Here is a 14,272-nt window from a genome sequence, read left to right on the forward strand (position 1 = left end):
CTTATTTAACGTAACGGGGGCTTAATAGTTTAGCGTTAACTAACTATTTACTGTACAATTTTGTTGGCGCAATACGAGCTTGCAAAAGCCTCCGGCTTGGCCTTAAATACAAAGCCCATGCTCAAAATATAACCCATGGCCTCGTGCAGTGCCTGGTTCGATTTAAACATAGGGTTAGTGTTAATGTCGGCATGCACCTCCAGGTCTACATCGTACAAGTCAAGCAGGTCGCAAAGGCTGTAGGCCGTGTCGATAGATTTTTGCACTTCGCTAAGCATACGTTCTTTAATGCTCATTTTTTGCGAGGTACGCTCCTGGTGGATAAACATGAATCCGCCACGCTGTTCGCGTAAAAAAACAATAACGGTGGCAAAATCAGTCACCGCGCCTTTTACTTGCGAATCTGTACCGATACATACTTTTAGTTTGTTGCCGAGCAGGGCTTCACGTTCAATGGCATGTTCAACTTCTTCGAGAATGGGCGTTTGGATAACTTCGCCGCTGAATTTTCTCCAGGTCATAAAATTGAGTTAAGTTATTTTAGTAAGACCTTGAATAACAGGTTTATAAAAATAAGCCATAACATTTCATATATACATCACCCGCATATTATTTATTTGTTAACATTTTGGTGATTATCAACAGGTTGTGGGTTGGGTTGTAAGTTGCGGGTTGAGGGTTGTGTGGGGTGCGAGGTTCGGGGTTGCAGGTTCGAGGGGCGGGTGGCTGTGGCGATTTACGTTTTTGTGAAAACGGTTGACAGGGCCGTGCGGATGCCGGCTTTACAATATGATAAGGTTTAGGTTGAAATCCGTATTGACTATGATTCAATCCTTACGTAAAGCTACTTTGCCGGCTTTAATACCGCAATACCTGAATCCGGGTATTTTAATTGAATTTTAATGTGTTACGATATTTGCTCAGCCAAAAGGCAGTATGTATTCGGGTATACTTGGCGAAATTAATAATGCCTATTTTTGGCCCGTTCACCATATCAAAACAACTTGCGCTACTTTTTTCATATAGGTTACCTCGGTACAAATTATAGCGGCTGGCAAAAGCATCCCGATGGGTTAAGCGTGCAGCAGGTATTAGAAAACTGTTTGACACAGGTATTTAAAAAGCCCATGTGGATTGTTGGCTGCGGCCGTACCGACGCGCAGGTGCATGCAAGCCAGTTCTTTTTTCATATGGATGTGGATGAAGCGTGGGATTTCGACCTGCTGTTCCGGTTAAACCATTTGTTGCCTGATGACATAGCCGTTTTTGATATTATACCGATGGATGGCCAGCAACACGCCCGGTTTGATGCTACCGAAAGGGCGTACGATTACTTTATCCACACCTATAAAGATCCTTTTTTGAGCAATTTCAGCTCATTATACATAGTTAAAAGCTGGGACATAGCGTTAATGCAGCGAGCAGCGAACCTGCTGTTAAAATATAACGACTACCACGCTTTCTGTAAAATGCCCAACCGCAATACCCATACCATTTGTAATGTGAGCGATGCCGGTATTTTTGTAGATAGCACCGGCGATAAGTTGCGCTTTCACATAGCAGCCAACCGCTTTTTAGGGAAAATGGTGCGCATAATAACAGGCAAACTAATAGATATAGGCACAGGCCGCTTAAGTATCGACGAGTTCGAATCGCACCTCATTGATCCGCAATTACCGCAAAATATTAAACCGGCTTACCCGCAAGGGCTATATCTCAGCAAAATCACCTATCCGTATCTTGATATTCGGCCTCGCAGCAACTTCAGCCAAATGCTTGCAGGGGCGGGAGAATGGCGATAGTAGCTTAAACGGCATTCTATTTTAAGGCTTTTTGCTTTTGTAAGCGCTCTGTTTAATTCCGCTTTAATTTAAAGATGATCTTGCAGTTACAATAAGCTATAAACATTTTGAAGGGATATTGCTTATTTTACATATTATATGAAAAAGACAAGCCTGGCCGTAGGTATCGATGTAGGTGGTACCAATACAAAATACGGCATTGTAAACCAGCAAGGAGAAATTTTGCAGCAGGGAGAAGTTAAAACAACGCTTTTCCCCACTATCGAATCATTTGTTGATGGGTTATATGAGCGCTTGTCGCCCATGATAACCGAGCATGGTAAAGAGGCCACTATTAAAGGCATCGGTATCGGCGCGCCCAATGGCAATCATTTTAACGGCTCTATTGAACATGCGCCCAATCTGAAATGGAAAGGCATAGTGCCGATAGCCAAGCTGATGTCTGAAAAATTCGGGATTCCTTGTGTGCTGAATAACGATGCCAAAGCTGCTGCTTTAGGCGAACTCAAATTCGGAGCGGCCAAGGGCATGAAAGATTTCATTATGATCACCCTGGGTACCGGTGTGGGCAGCGGCATTATTGTTAACGGCGGTTTAATATACGGGCACAATGGTAATGCCGGCGAATTGGGGCACACCACCATTCGTCATAACGGGAGGCTGCATTGGTCTACCGGGTTACGCGGAACGGTAGAAGCATACTGCTCGGCAACGGGCATACGCCTTACGGCAATAGAGATGCGTAACCGGGCCAAAAAACCAACCCTGCTTCAGCAGTATAAAGACGACGAGATCAATTCCAAAATAGTATTCGATTGCGCCATGAAAGGTGATAGAGTAGCCAAACGGGTATACGAATTTACCGGGCAGGTTTTAGGCGAAGCATTAGCCAACTTTACCATGTTCTCTTCGCCGGAAGCCATCGTACTTTTTGGCGGGGTAACCCACGCTTGCAGCATGCTGATGGAGCCTGCAAAAAAAGCGCTCGAAAAAAATGTGCTCACTGTTTACAAAGGCCAGGTAAAACTGCTGTTAAGCAAACTCAAAGAAGCTGACGCGGCGATACTGGGTGCCAGCACTTTGGTTTGGGATTGACGTAAGATTAATCCCTTAACTTCCGCTCTTTTAAATACCTGATCATTTCTTTTGGCCGATCGGTTTGGAGGATGTTGGCGCCGTGGGCAATCAGCCAGTCCCAACTGTCGCGGGTGTTGTGCTGCTCAACGGCCATGTCGTCGTAATGGCCTCCGTTCAGGCTTGCCCATAACGAGTTGATCCATATTTTTGAGCCTTTGGCATTGATCGTATTCTTACTGAGGATGCCCGAAGTATCCCGCCCGAAGATGAGTTCGAAAGCTACGGGTTTTAAATTTTGCTGATAGCTGTTGATAGTCTTTTGCGCTTCGGCGTTATCAATGTTTACTACCGGCATATATGTTATTTTATCAAACAGCGTTGGGTATTTCGCTTTAAGGTCTTCATACTTCGCGTCCGATTTAAATATGGCTTGTTTCAGCGTATTGGTTTCCTGCAATACTTTATAGGCTTGCTGATAGTATGGGTAACTTTTATCGAGGTTCACCAGCACTTTGTTTTTCGCCAGTAACATTACTTCTTTAAGGGTGGGGATGGTATGAGTGGTGAGTATGCCCAGTCCATTACGCAGGTGAAATTTCTTTATTTCGGCCAGGGTATAATTAGCCGGACTGCCACGCCCATCTGTTGTACGGTCAATACCGCCATCGTGCATAATAATGATCACGCTGTCTTTGGTCATGCCTAAATCTACCTCAATAATATCAACGCCCATATCAATAGCATTCTGATAAGCCTGTAAAGAATTTTCGGGAGCATTGCGCCAGTCGCCACGATGCGCGGCTACCATAATGTGCTTGTGTGTAGGGTTATGTAGTTGTTTGATCAGCTTGTCGATTTTGCCGGTCTGCGAAAAACCATTTGTGCCGGTAAACACCAGTGCTATCAGTAATAAGCCTTTAAATATGTTGTTCATTTGGAGGGATATTTGCCTGCCCAAATTAGTAAATTATTGTGTGCGCTATGTTAACAATGCTGATACGCTAAGCTACTTTATCGTTTTAGGCACACGGTTTGCGCATAGTTGATTATAAACCAATTAAACTATTTAATACATCTGCTTCCTGAAAGGTGATTATCTGCAATACAAATTGCTGCAGGCTGTTTTTGATGTGTTTTTCACCCTGATTAACTAAACCGATTTAGGCCGATCGTCAATTATTGTCCTGTAATGGCGACAAGCCGTTGTAGCGGCCGCGTGTGTTTTTGTATACAACACGTTTTTTTAAAGCGAGCAAGTAAACCACTATAAAAATTCAATTGTAATTAACCAGATTATGAAAAACAACTCAACCAATTTGCACTACACACGTGCAGTTTCTAATTACTCATTATTATTACAGCATGGCAGGCATATCCTAACCATAGTTGTATTAGCTTGTTGCGCCTTTGCAGCGGGTTGTAAAAAAGACATTAAGACGGATGCCGCCACCGCCGATGCCATATCATCCGGCAGAAAATTGCGTACCGAAGCCCTGCCTACCCGTGCCGAAGCTTTGGTGGCCATACAGGTGTACAACAACAATTTTTACAATCAGTATGGCAGCTACGGTCCATCGTTCAAAGCTTATTACTGGAAAGACCAGAACCATACCTCGCGCATGGACTTTTGGACACAGGCCGAAGCCATTGAAATGCTGATCGACGCTTATTATATTAATCCAGGTACCGATCTTCAAAACAAGATCGCGTACCTGTATAATGGCATGCGCGATAACTGGGGCCTTACCTGGGAAAGTAATGAGTTTAACGACGATATTATTTGGGGGGCGCTCATGTGTGTAAGAGCCTATGCCATTACCAATGATGGCGGTATGCTGGATATGGCTAAAAATAACTTCGCTATTGTGTGGAACCGGGCCTGGGATACCCAATTGGGCGGCGGCCTGTGGTGGAAAACCGACAAGCAATCAAAAAATGCCTGTGTAAATGCCCCGGCGGTAATATGTGCCATGAAGCTTTACGCCGCTACCGGCGATGCCGCGTATAAAACCAAGGCCAAGCAAATTATGGATTGGATGGTTGGTAAGTTCTACACCTCATCGGGTGAGGTAAAGGGTGCCGTTAACGCTGCCGATGTAATTACCGAAGGTGCACGTACCTACACGCAAGGCACTTTTATAGGTGCCTGCGATTTACTGCGGAATGAATACCCGGCAGTAGGTTATGCTACCATGGCCAATAATGTAATGAACTATACCAAAAACAATATGTGTAACGCGGCGGGCATACTGCCCGACGAATACGATACCGGCGACACCGAGGGGATGAAAGCCATATTTGCACGCTGGGCATGTATTTACGTGCAGTCGGCATCGTTGGTAAGCACTTACGGAGCCTGGCTGGATGCCAATGCCGAAAAAGCATGGTCGGTACGTAACAACAGTGGAGTAATGTGGGGCAAATGGGGTACCCGTACCCCCGATAACACTACCCTTAACTCGTTTGAAACTACCACAGGTGTTTCTATGATGAATAACGTTTACTGGTATCATTAAAAGCTAAATATTACTTGCTCAATAGCTTTTAATGAAAACGAAGCCCCGCCTTAATATTTAGGGCGGGGTTTTGTTTGTTTAACTGTTAAGTAAAGCTGCTTTGATTATCCCCACGAAATTTCTTACGCGAATTTTACTCCATACTTTTCATCCAGTACCTGCGCCATGTAGGCTATGGCTTCAGTAGGCGGTGAGCCTTGCGGCGCGGTTACCTGCGGTTCGCCTTGTACCGGCGTGCTGAACTCCATAAAATAATCAACAAACTTACCGGGAGTAACCATGGTAAGCATGCGGGCTTCGGCGGTATTAAGTGTAAAACGGTGAGCGATGCCGCGCGGCGCGAATACGGCTTCGCCATGTTTGGCGATGATGGTTTCGTTGCCTATTTCAAAGCTTACTTCGCCATCTATCAGGTAAAAGGTTTCGTCTTCATGTAAATGGATGTGCGGCGGTGGTTCGGAACCTTTAGGTAATCGTATATCGATAATACCCATGGCTCCCGCCGTTTGTTCGGGCGAAATTAATACGCTGAAAAATCCGCCATGGTAGCTTCTGTAAGCTACCGGCGCTGTTACACTGGTTTCTGAAATTGTGATACTCATATTCTTTTGGTTATTTATATTGATGACGTAGCCGGTAAAGCATATGCTACAAGCAGGTAAGCATTTAATTATAAATGCCGCTTTCAATCAATAAAACAAACCTCTTAGAATCCTTCCTGCAACATTCAAGCGGAAGCTACTGTGTTAAAATAAGTTAAATGCCTCATCACTATCGGTATATTAAATAACTTAGGGCATAATTATAATGCCGGCGTAAAATCCGCACAAAGCAACCAACCTACACACAGCATGATCAAAAACTACTTAAAGATAGCCTGGCGCAACCTGGCCAAAAACAAGGTATCGTCGTTCATTAACATAGGCGGACTGGCCATTGGTATGGCGGTAAGTTTTATGCTGCTGTTGTATGTGTACAATGAGTTTAGTTTTGATAAATTCCACAACAAGGCCGACCGTATTTACCAGGTATTTAAAAACCAACCCGGCAATGGCGAAATAAAAACCAAGCCCTTAACTCCACAGCGGCTTGCAGGTACCTTAACGCAGGATTTCCCCGAAGTTGAACGCGTGGCCCGCATTAACGAAGCCAAGGACGTACTGATAAAATATGCCGACAAAGGCCTCAAGTTTAATACCGTAGCTGTAGACCCGGCACTGCTGCATATTTTCGATTTTGATTTTATATATGGTAATAAAGCCACCGCGCTTACAGATCAATCAACCATTGTACTCACCGAATCTGCCGCGAAGGCACTGTTTGGCAATGTAAACCCGGTAGATAAAATCGTTCAGTTTGACGTGCGCTTTCCGCTTAAGGTGAGCGGGGTAATTAAGGACAACCCAGCTAATTCAAGCTTTACCTTTAAGGCGCTCATCCCCTGGAACGCTTTTATGGCCCAGCAACCATGGCTAAAAGATGAAACCTGGGGTTACTATTCGTACTTTACTTATGTGCTGCTAAAACCGGGCGCGTCGGTTAGCGCGGTTAATGCCCGTATAAAAAATCTTATAGGCGAACACTTCGCTGCGGATAAGGACGTAAAGCTGTTTATGTATCCATTTACACAGCTGCACCTCTATGGCGACTTTAAGAACGGCGTTCAAGCGGGCGGCAATATCGAATATGTGCGCCTGTTTTTAATATTGGCCATCGGCATACTGGTTATTGCCTGTATCAATTTCATCAACCTGTCAACCGCGCATTCGGGCAGGCGTGCCCGTGAGGTAGGCATCCGCAAGGCAATGGGTGCCCGCAGGGCCGCGCTCATCAGGCAGTTCATGGGCGAATCATTATTGATGACCCTGCTGGCTTTTGTATTGGCGTTGATACTGGTTGCCCTGCTGTTGCCTGCCTTTACCAATTATGTAAATATCCATATCACCGTACCGTTTAAAAATGTATGGGTATGGCTTACCATTTTGGCGGTTACGCTATTTACAGGCTTGGCGGCGGGGAGCTACCCGGCCTTGTTACTATCGGCATTTAACCCCGTGAGCGTGTTAAAAGGTCAGTTATTAAATACCAATACTGCGGCTAAACCCCGGCAGGTACTGGTGGTATTGCAGTTCACCTTCGCGGTATGCCTTATTTTGTCGAGCATTTTCATTTACAAGCAGATCAATTATATAAAAGATCGCCCGGTGGGTTATAACCGCAATGGGTTAATTGAATTACCTGCTGATGGCAGTATGTTCGAAAAATTTGAGAGCTTCAGGCAGGATGCCCTCAACGCCGGGGCAATTACCGAAGGCGCGTTAATCTCCGAGCCTATAACCACAGTTACTAACGCCACCTGGCAAAATACATGGCCCGGTCAGTTGCCCGGCGAAGAAAAAATTCCGATTGATTGTTTTGCGGTCACGTATCATTTCATCGATACCTATCAGCTTACCTTACTGCAAGGCCGCGATTTTGCTACCGACAGGCCTGCCGATTCAACAGCCGTAATACTTAACGAGGCCGCGGTAAAACTGATGCGCTTTAAAGATCCCATAGGGCAAACTATAAAATGGATGGACGCTAAGCGGACGGTTGTTGGTGTGGTAAAAAACTTTGTTTGGGCTTCGCCTTACGAACCGGTAAAGCCTGCCATCATAGGCTTTGTACCCGGCTGGGCGGGCAATATCGGGTTGAGGTTAAATCCGGATGTATCTGTCGCTAAAAATCTTTCGGTATTAAAAACCTTGTATGGCAAGTACAACCCGTCCTTCCCGTTCGAGTATAAATTTACCGACGAAAGCTTTGCTTCCAAGTTCAGGAGCGAAAAATTGCTGGGCACCATGTCGGTATTGTTTACCGTTTTAGCCATCATCATTTCGGCACTGGGATTGTTTGGCCTGGCCTCCTTCTCGGCCGAGCAACGCCGCAAGGAGATCAGCATCCGCAAAGTATTAGGGGCAAGCACGGCAAATTTGTGGCTCAAACTCTCGCAGGAGTTTATCAAACTGGTTATTATCGCTTTCGTGATAGGTTCGGCTATTAGCTGGTATAATATTAACCGCTGGCTAACGCAATACACCTTCCATACCAACTTTGAGCTGTGGATCTTTTTAGTCACCATGGCGGCGAGTATAGTCATCTGCCTCGCGGCGGTAAGCTGGCAGGCCATAAAAGCCGCGTGGGCAAACCCGGTTAATAATTTGCGAAGCGAGTAATATTACGTGGCTGATCATAGCTACATCTTCCACGGTAATAATTATTTACTAATAGTGCAAAATCGTTTTTCAAACTGGTTTTTTAGTTATATATTGCCCGAATAAACCTCCTTATGACGCCTAAACGCGCAATAATTATTATCTATTGCTTAATATGTTCTGCCACTGCCTTTGCCCAAACCAATTATGGTGTTAAGGGGCTGGTTGCCGATACCTCATCAAATATCTCGCTGGATAAAGCCACCGTTTGCGTGCTTAACGCCAAAGATTCCATCCTTTTAAAGTATAGCTATACCGACAAGGGCGCATTTAACATCGACAAACTGCAACCGGGCAAATACATGCTCATGGTTACCTATCCCGACTATGCCGACTTTGTAGAGACTTTTACGCTGGATCCCGATCATCCGCTGAAGGATTTTAACAATATAGGCATGATATTACGCTCAAAACTATTGAACGAGGTGATCATTAAGGCGAGGGCCGTAGCCATTAAAATAAAGGGCGATACCACTGAATTTAACGCCGCCGCCTACATCACACAAAAGAATGCCAAGGTAGAAGACCTGCTGAAACAATTGCAGGGCATGAAGATAGATCAGCGGGGGAAGATCACCTTTCAGGGGCAGGCCATAGATAAAGTATTGGTAGATGGTGAAGAATTTTTTGGCGACGACCCGCTGCTGGTTACCAGAAACCTGCGGGCCGATATGGTAAGCAAAGTTCAGGTATACGACCAAAAAAGCGAAGAGGCCAAGCTGAAAGGTATAGACGATGGTGTAAAAATAAAAACCATTAACATACAGCTCACCGAGGATAAAAGGAAAGGTGTTTTTGGCAAAGCCGAGGGGGATTATGGCACCGGCAAATACAATACAGGACAGCTAATGGTGAATAAGTTCACCACTAAAGAAAAGATCGCGGCTTTTGGTAGTTTTAGCAACACCGGTAAGGTAGGTTTAAACGGCGATGATAATAACAAATATGGCGGTGGTGATTATAATAACGGTAACGGGAGCTATGATGGCGTGGGCTTACCGCTGTCGCGGAATGCGGGCGCTTTTTACAGTAACAAATGGAATAAAGACAAGCAATCTATCAACACCAGTTATAAAATAGGCTCGTTTAATGTTGATGGCGAGGGCAGTTCCTTTACCCAAAATAATTTGCCGGGCAATTTTAATACCAGTAACCGCAACAATACATTTCACAGGTATAGTTTTAATCAATCGTTATCGGGAACCTTTAACTCGCAAATAGATTCAACCTCCGACATTAACACCCGCTTTGGCGCTTACAATACTAATGGTAAAAGCGATGGTAAAAGCAACACAACCACCCTGCGTGGCAATGGCGTTTTGCAAAACACAAGTGATAACGCCACCTTTGGCGACTATGACCATAACTCGTTATCCGGTTCCGTTTATTATACGAAACGCCTGAAAAAGAAAGGCCGTTACATCTCCTTAAATGCTTATGGAGCAGCCAGCAAAGGCAACAATAACAACAACCTCAATACAACACTCAAATATTATAATGAGCAAGGTACGTTAGATAGTACAAGCCTTATAGATCAACACAAGCCCGGCACCTTTAAAAGCAACGATTACGGAGCGGGCGTATCCTATGGTGAACCGCTTTCAAAAAAGATTACTGTATCGGCAGGCTACAATGTAAGCAGTAACGTTAGCCATAACAGCCAGTTATCATTCAACAAATCGGCAGCAAACCGGTACGATGCACTTGATTCACTTTTCAGTAACGACTTGAGAGTTACTAACCAATCCGGCGGTTATAGTGTAGGCATGTCTTACTCGGGTACCGGTACTTATTTCAGCATAGGTACTAATGTAGCAAGGGTTAACTCAAAACAGGCTGATCTGTTTGCCGATACAGTACTGAGCCGTAAGTTTGTCAATTGGTCTCCGAATGCTTACTTCAGCCATCAGTTAAGTAAGGCGGCATCCATCAATTTTAATTATTATGGTTTTAGCGGCCAGCCATCATTTAATCAACTACAGCCTTTAAGGCAAAACTCCGATCCCCTAAATATCACCATTGGTAATCCGGCTTTAAAATCATCATTCTCTAACCGCTTCTCTGCTAATTACCGGCTTTATCAGCCAACACTCGATAGGGGGATCAACTTGAACGGTTCGTATGGTAACACCTATAATGCCATTGTGTATAACCGCACAACCGATTCGGCCGGGGTAAATACGCTGCAATATGTAAATATTGATAAAAAGCCCACCAGTTGGAACATATATAGCGAGGTATATGGCCACTTCCCGAAGCTCGATTTTATTGTGAGCATCAATATGTCGGTTAACGGTAACACGCAGTTCAATTATGTTAACAACCAGTTAAATACATCAAAATCTGTCACCTATACACCGCAGATCAACATTTGGAAGAACAAGACCAACTATTCATACTTTTTTGATTTCGGGTTGAATTATGTGGTCAACTCCAGCTCATTACAGCAGATCAATAATAACAGCCGCGGTTTTCTTACCAATGCCGGATTTAGTTTTAAGCTGCCGCATGGCTTTTTTGTAAACAGCGATGCCCGGTATAGCTATACTGCTAAAAACAAGGTATTCGACCGCGATTTCAGTCGTTACCTGATCAACTCTACCATTGGCAAAACTTTTTTGAAGGATGAAAGCCTGAAGATCTCGATAATGGGGAACGACCTGCTCAACCAAAATACAGGTTACAGCCGCAATGGCAATGCCGATAACTTTACCGAAGAACGCAACACCACCATAAGGCGCTACTTCCTGTTTTCGGTAACGTGGGATTTTAGCAAATTCGGTAAATCATTACAACCCGTACCACAACCATGAAATATATAGTCTATATTTTTATTTGCATGTTTATGTTTAAAGCAGAGGTATCGCCTGCTCAAAACAAGCACTTTATAACAAGCGGTGTTATTGAATTTGAACGTACCGCCAACATGTTCGCGCTGGTTAAAAAGAAGGTAACCAAAAGCACCATGGATGTGAAACCTTATTACGAAGAGTATTTAAGAACCCAGCCCCAGTTCAGGAAGTTGAAGAGTACCCTGACTTTTGGCAATAATACTACCCTGTACAACCCGTTGCCTGCGGATACCTGGGTATATTACTGGTATGATTCGCCAATGGCGAACCAATTGAATATCGTGTTTTCTGATCTTACTAAAAGAACGTCAGTTATACAAAAAGATTTTTACGAGCGCACTTACCTGGTAAAGGATAGTCTGCGTACTATTAAGTGGAAAATAACCGACGAAACACGGGTAATTGCAGGGTACAATTGTCGCCGGGCAAACGCGCTGGTGCTCGATTCTATTTATGTGGTTGCCTTTTATACCGATGAGATCCATATATCCGGAGGTCCCGAATCGTTCAACGGTTTGCCGGGTATGATACTGGGCGTTGCCGTTCCGCACGAAAACGTTACCTGGTTTGCTACCAAAGTAACCGAAAAAGCAATCGAAAATAAAACCCTCGTACCGCCCACCAAAGGCAAGGCCGTAAACAACAAGCAATTGTACGAGGAAATTATGAAGGCAATAAGCAATAGCGGCGATTATGCTATTGTTCAATTAAAAGGGTTGCTGTTGTAAACACTGTTACGCTACTTAAGCTCCATCAGCAGTAGTACAGCGTTATTACTCAGGGCTTCGACTTCTACCTGTTGGGTATGCCAAAGGGCGAGCCCATCACGTTCGTGCAATAGCCTGTTTTGTAGTTCGAAAGCTCCGGCTATTACAAAGGCAAATACCTGCGACTGTTCATCTTTTAAATTATACACAGCTTCGGTACGCCCGGCAAAGCGGCCAATGTGCAGGGCAAAGGGCAATGCATCATTATCAACAGCAGCTACCAAGCTATCCGGGTTTCCGTCTATATCAAAAGCAAAATTTTGCGCGGATGCCAATGTCGCCGCATCTGCTTTTATTTGCATCACTATAAAATTTACCCAATTTTCAGGATAGGGATTAGTAAGGGTAAACACCTCATTTTCGACAATCGGCAGTAGCAGCACTTCTCCGGCATCGGCTTCATGTGTTTGTGCCCCTATCGTGATCTGTACTGCGCCGGTAACCGGCAGTATAATCATATAGCCACCAAAGCGAACCTGTTGCTGTACGGATGCCCCGGCAGCAAGCATTTCATCATTAAAGGTATACAGGTTGCCCGACCCTTGTTTATGCTCGTTGTAATAACCGGCAAAATTGAAGGTGCTGTACCGGCGTTCGAGGTTTGTTTCAGTAAGCCCTCGATCATCTGCCAAAAATATTTTACCGTGCGATTGTTCCATAGCGTTTAATCAATCATTTGTACAGAATAGATGCTCAGGTAAGGCTGCAACTGAAATAAGTGAGTAAGCACCACGCTTTCGGCGGGTATCTCGTTACCGATCAATAAATAATTATCAATGGTATCGTACCACAGCACCGGTTCTGAAAAAAAGCTGATAGAAACCTGGTGCTTGTCCTTCAAATGTAAATGCGAATTAATGATCTCGAACTGAAAGGTTTTAAACTTTAAAAACCTGCGACCAAGATTGTTCAGTATATCCGGCATTACCTCGTTCAGCTGTTGTATATAATTCATAACCGCGCCGCTAACAATATGGTTCAGCTTTTTCACTTCGGGTACATGGCTAAGTAATTCGCCGTAAGAGGGGTACGTTTGTACCTCGGCAAAATTTTGCACCTGCATCCTGAACTCCATATAGCTATCGTTAAACACCAGTTTCTCCCAGGGTTTATTGGAATTTACATCGATGATTTTACGATAACACAATACTATTTTACGCTTGGCCATTAGAGCGGATAAATAAGGGCACCCAACATTCGCCGGGTACCCCTGGTTATGAAACAGAACAATTATGCAGGTACAGCAAGCGCTATAGAAAGCGCGAAACCATCGGTAGTATTACCGGTTACGGTAGCAATTTCTACTCCGGCAGTATCATCACTAAATACATTATCGCTTTTGTTATAGGTATAATTGCTCATGCCTTTTGAGTAACCGTTTACCGCCGCAACGGCAGTGCCCGTACCTTCGGGAAAAGCGATCTGCGTAACTTTTAACGAGGTGCCCGAGCTATTGTATACATGCACGTGTATGTGCGTAGACCTGCCACTATACCAGCCCGGGAAGATGGAAGTAAAGGTAACCAGCCCGTTAGCATCGGTAGTTTGGCGGCCCCGTAAAAAGTGAACTAACTGATAATTGGTAGATTGCATGCCCGAGCCTCCGTATTCGGAGTAATTGCCCTCGGCATCGCAATGCCATATATCAACCAGCGCGCCCGATACTGCCGCGCAGCTTTTGCTGCTGTTATTAATGGTGATTTTAATAGTAAGCTTGTAGCCCGTACGATCTGACGTGATATCGCTGCGTACATAAGATGCAGGCTGCTTGGTAGGGAACGGCCCTTCTGTTTCGGTTGGCGCTACCACGCAGCCACCCTCCGCCGATCCATCTGCCGTACTGCTTGAAGTAGTTGTAGCATCCGGCGAAGCCGAATCACTATCCTTTTTGCAGGCCTGTAATATTACAGGTGCCGATACCGCGCTGATCACTAAACTCTTTAAAAAATTCTTTCTTTCCATAACCTAAAGTTTATAATGTAAAGGTGTGCGAAAGAACGG

12 protein-coding genes are annotated in these 14,272 nt (G+C 44.6%); 6 read left to right on the forward strand and 6 right to left on the reverse strand.

Translation table 11 applies throughout. From position 1 onward, the window contains the following. Positions 1-47: 47 nt before the first annotated feature. Entirely contained in the window at positions 48-521 is a 474-nt protein-coding gene (locus tag ABD894_RS22495; RefSeq protein WP_345213337.1) for a ribonuclease H-like YkuK family protein, read from the reverse strand. A 456-nt stretch (positions 522-977) separates the two neighbouring features. Here ABD894_RS22495 and ABD894_RS22500 point away from each other — a divergent pair, with 456 nt between their 5' ends. Continuing rightward, positions 978-1,802 (forward strand): tRNA pseudouridine synthase A, encoded by an 825-nt coding sequence (locus ABD894_RS22500; protein ID WP_345213338.1) that lies wholly within the window; start codon positions 978-980, stop codon positions 1,800-1,802. A 138-nt stretch (positions 1,803-1,940) separates the two neighbouring features. Next, positions 1,941-2,897, forward strand: a complete 957-nt coding sequence (locus tag ABD894_RS22505) for an ROK family protein (RefSeq protein WP_345213339.1) — start codon at positions 1,941-1,943, stop codon at positions 2,895-2,897. Positions 2,898-2,904: 7 nt separating this feature from the next. On the opposite strand, the gene ABD894_RS22510 is transcribed toward ABD894_RS22505, so the two are convergent. Continuing rightward, positions 2,905-3,813, reverse strand: a complete 909-nt coding sequence (locus tag ABD894_RS22510; protein WP_345213340.1) for a glycerophosphodiester phosphodiesterase family protein — start codon at positions 3,811-3,813, stop codon at positions 2,905-2,907. Between the two features lie 361 nt (positions 3,814-4,174). Here ABD894_RS22510 and ABD894_RS22515 point away from each other — a divergent pair, with 361 nt between their 5' ends. Next, positions 4,175-5,395: a glycoside hydrolase family 76 protein gene (locus ABD894_RS22515; protein WP_345213341.1), complete on the forward strand. Its 1,221-nt coding sequence runs from the start codon at positions 4,175-4,177 to the stop codon at positions 5,393-5,395. A gap of 122 nt (positions 5,396-5,517) precedes the next feature. Here the strand turns inward: ABD894_RS22515 and ABD894_RS22520 are convergent, their stop codons facing one another. Then, positions 5,518-5,997 carry a cupin domain-containing protein gene (locus ABD894_RS22520; RefSeq protein WP_345213342.1) on the reverse strand — a complete coding sequence of 160 codons (480 nt, stop codon included), beginning with the start codon at positions 5,995-5,997 and terminating at the stop codon, positions 5,518-5,520. Positions 5,998-6,246: 249 nt separating this feature from the next. Between ABD894_RS22520 and ABD894_RS22525 the strand changes: the two genes are divergently transcribed. From ABD894_RS22525 to ABD894_RS22535, 3 genes are all read left to right on the forward strand, one after another. After that, positions 6,247-8,613 carry an ABC transporter permease gene (locus ABD894_RS22525; protein ID WP_345213343.1) on the forward strand — a complete coding sequence of 789 codons (2,367 nt, stop codon included), beginning with the start codon at positions 6,247-6,249 and terminating at the stop codon, positions 8,611-8,613. A 113-nt stretch (positions 8,614-8,726) separates the two neighbouring features. Continuing rightward, entirely contained in the window at positions 8,727-11,465 is a 2,739-nt protein-coding gene (locus ABD894_RS22530; RefSeq protein WP_345213344.1) for a TonB-dependent receptor, read from the forward strand. Continuing rightward, positions 11,462-12,232, forward strand: coding sequence for a GLPGLI family protein (locus ABD894_RS22535; protein ID WP_345213345.1), 771 nt, complete (start codon positions 11,462-11,464; stop codon positions 12,230-12,232). Before ABD894_RS22530 ends, ABD894_RS22535 begins: the two co-directional genes overlap by 4 nt. 11 nt (positions 12,233-12,243) lie before the next feature. Here the strand turns inward: ABD894_RS22535 and ABD894_RS22540 are convergent, their stop codons facing one another. The 3 genes from ABD894_RS22540 to ABD894_RS22550 all read right to left on the reverse strand — a co-directional run bounded on the left by ABD894_RS22540 (position 12,244) and on the right by ABD894_RS22550 (position 14,233). Beyond that, positions 12,244-12,930, reverse strand: a complete 687-nt coding sequence (locus ABD894_RS22540) for a pirin family protein (protein WP_345213346.1) — start codon at positions 12,928-12,930, stop codon at positions 12,244-12,246. 5 nt (positions 12,931-12,935) lie between these two features. Then, a complete protein-coding gene (locus ABD894_RS22545) occupies positions 12,936-13,439 on the reverse strand; it encodes a hypothetical protein (protein ID WP_345213347.1) in 504 nt (167 codons plus the stop codon). 62 nt (positions 13,440-13,501) lie between these two features. Continuing rightward, on the reverse strand, positions 13,502-14,233 hold the full coding sequence (locus ABD894_RS22550) for a dioxygenase family protein (protein ID WP_345213348.1): 732 nt from the start codon (positions 14,231-14,233) through the stop codon (positions 13,502-13,504). Positions 14,234-14,272: the final 39 nt, after the last annotated feature.

Source organism: Mucilaginibacter gynuensis, from assembly GCF_039541195.1.
Lineage (GTDB): Bacteria > Bacteroidota > Bacteroidia > Sphingobacteriales > Sphingobacteriaceae > Mucilaginibacter > Mucilaginibacter gynuensis.

Excerpts from the sequence above, each read along its gene's own strand:
- ABD894_RS22495 (WP_345213337.1), bottom strand. The coding sequence starts at position 521 with ATGACCTGGAGAAAATTCAGCGGCGAAGTTATCCAAACGCCCATTCTC.
- ABD894_RS22505 (WP_345213339.1), top strand. The coding sequence starts at position 1,941 with ATGAAAAAGACAAGCCTGGCCGTAGGTATCGATGTAGGTGGTACCAAT.
- ABD894_RS22510 (WP_345213340.1), bottom strand. The coding sequence starts at position 3,813 with ATGAACAACATATTTAAAGGCTTATTACTGATAGCACTGGTGTTTACC.
- ABD894_RS22515 (WP_345213341.1), top strand. The coding sequence starts at position 4,175 with ATGAAAAACAACTCAACCAATTTGCACTACACACGTGCAGTTTCTAAT.
- ABD894_RS22520 (WP_345213342.1), bottom strand. The coding sequence starts at position 5,997 with ATGAGTATCACAATTTCAGAAACCAGTGTAACAGCGCCGGTAGCTTAC.
- ABD894_RS22525 (WP_345213343.1), top strand. The coding sequence starts at position 6,247 with ATGATCAAAAACTACTTAAAGATAGCCTGGCGCAACCTGGCCAAAAAC.
- ABD894_RS22530 (WP_345213344.1), top strand. The coding sequence starts at position 8,727 with ATGACGCCTAAACGCGCAATAATTATTATCTATTGCTTAATATGTTCT.
- ABD894_RS22535 (WP_345213345.1), top strand. The coding sequence starts at position 11,462 with ATGAAATATATAGTCTATATTTTTATTTGCATGTTTATGTTTAAAGCA.
- ABD894_RS22540 (WP_345213346.1), bottom strand. The coding sequence starts at position 12,930 with ATGGAACAATCGCACGGTAAAATATTTTTGGCAGATGATCGAGGGCTT.
- ABD894_RS22545 (WP_345213347.1), bottom strand. The coding sequence starts at position 13,439 with ATGGCCAAGCGTAAAATAGTATTGTGTTATCGTAAAATCATCGATGTA.
- ABD894_RS22550 (WP_345213348.1), bottom strand. The coding sequence starts at position 14,233 with ATGGAAAGAAAGAATTTTTTAAAGAGTTTAGTGATCAGCGCGGTATCG.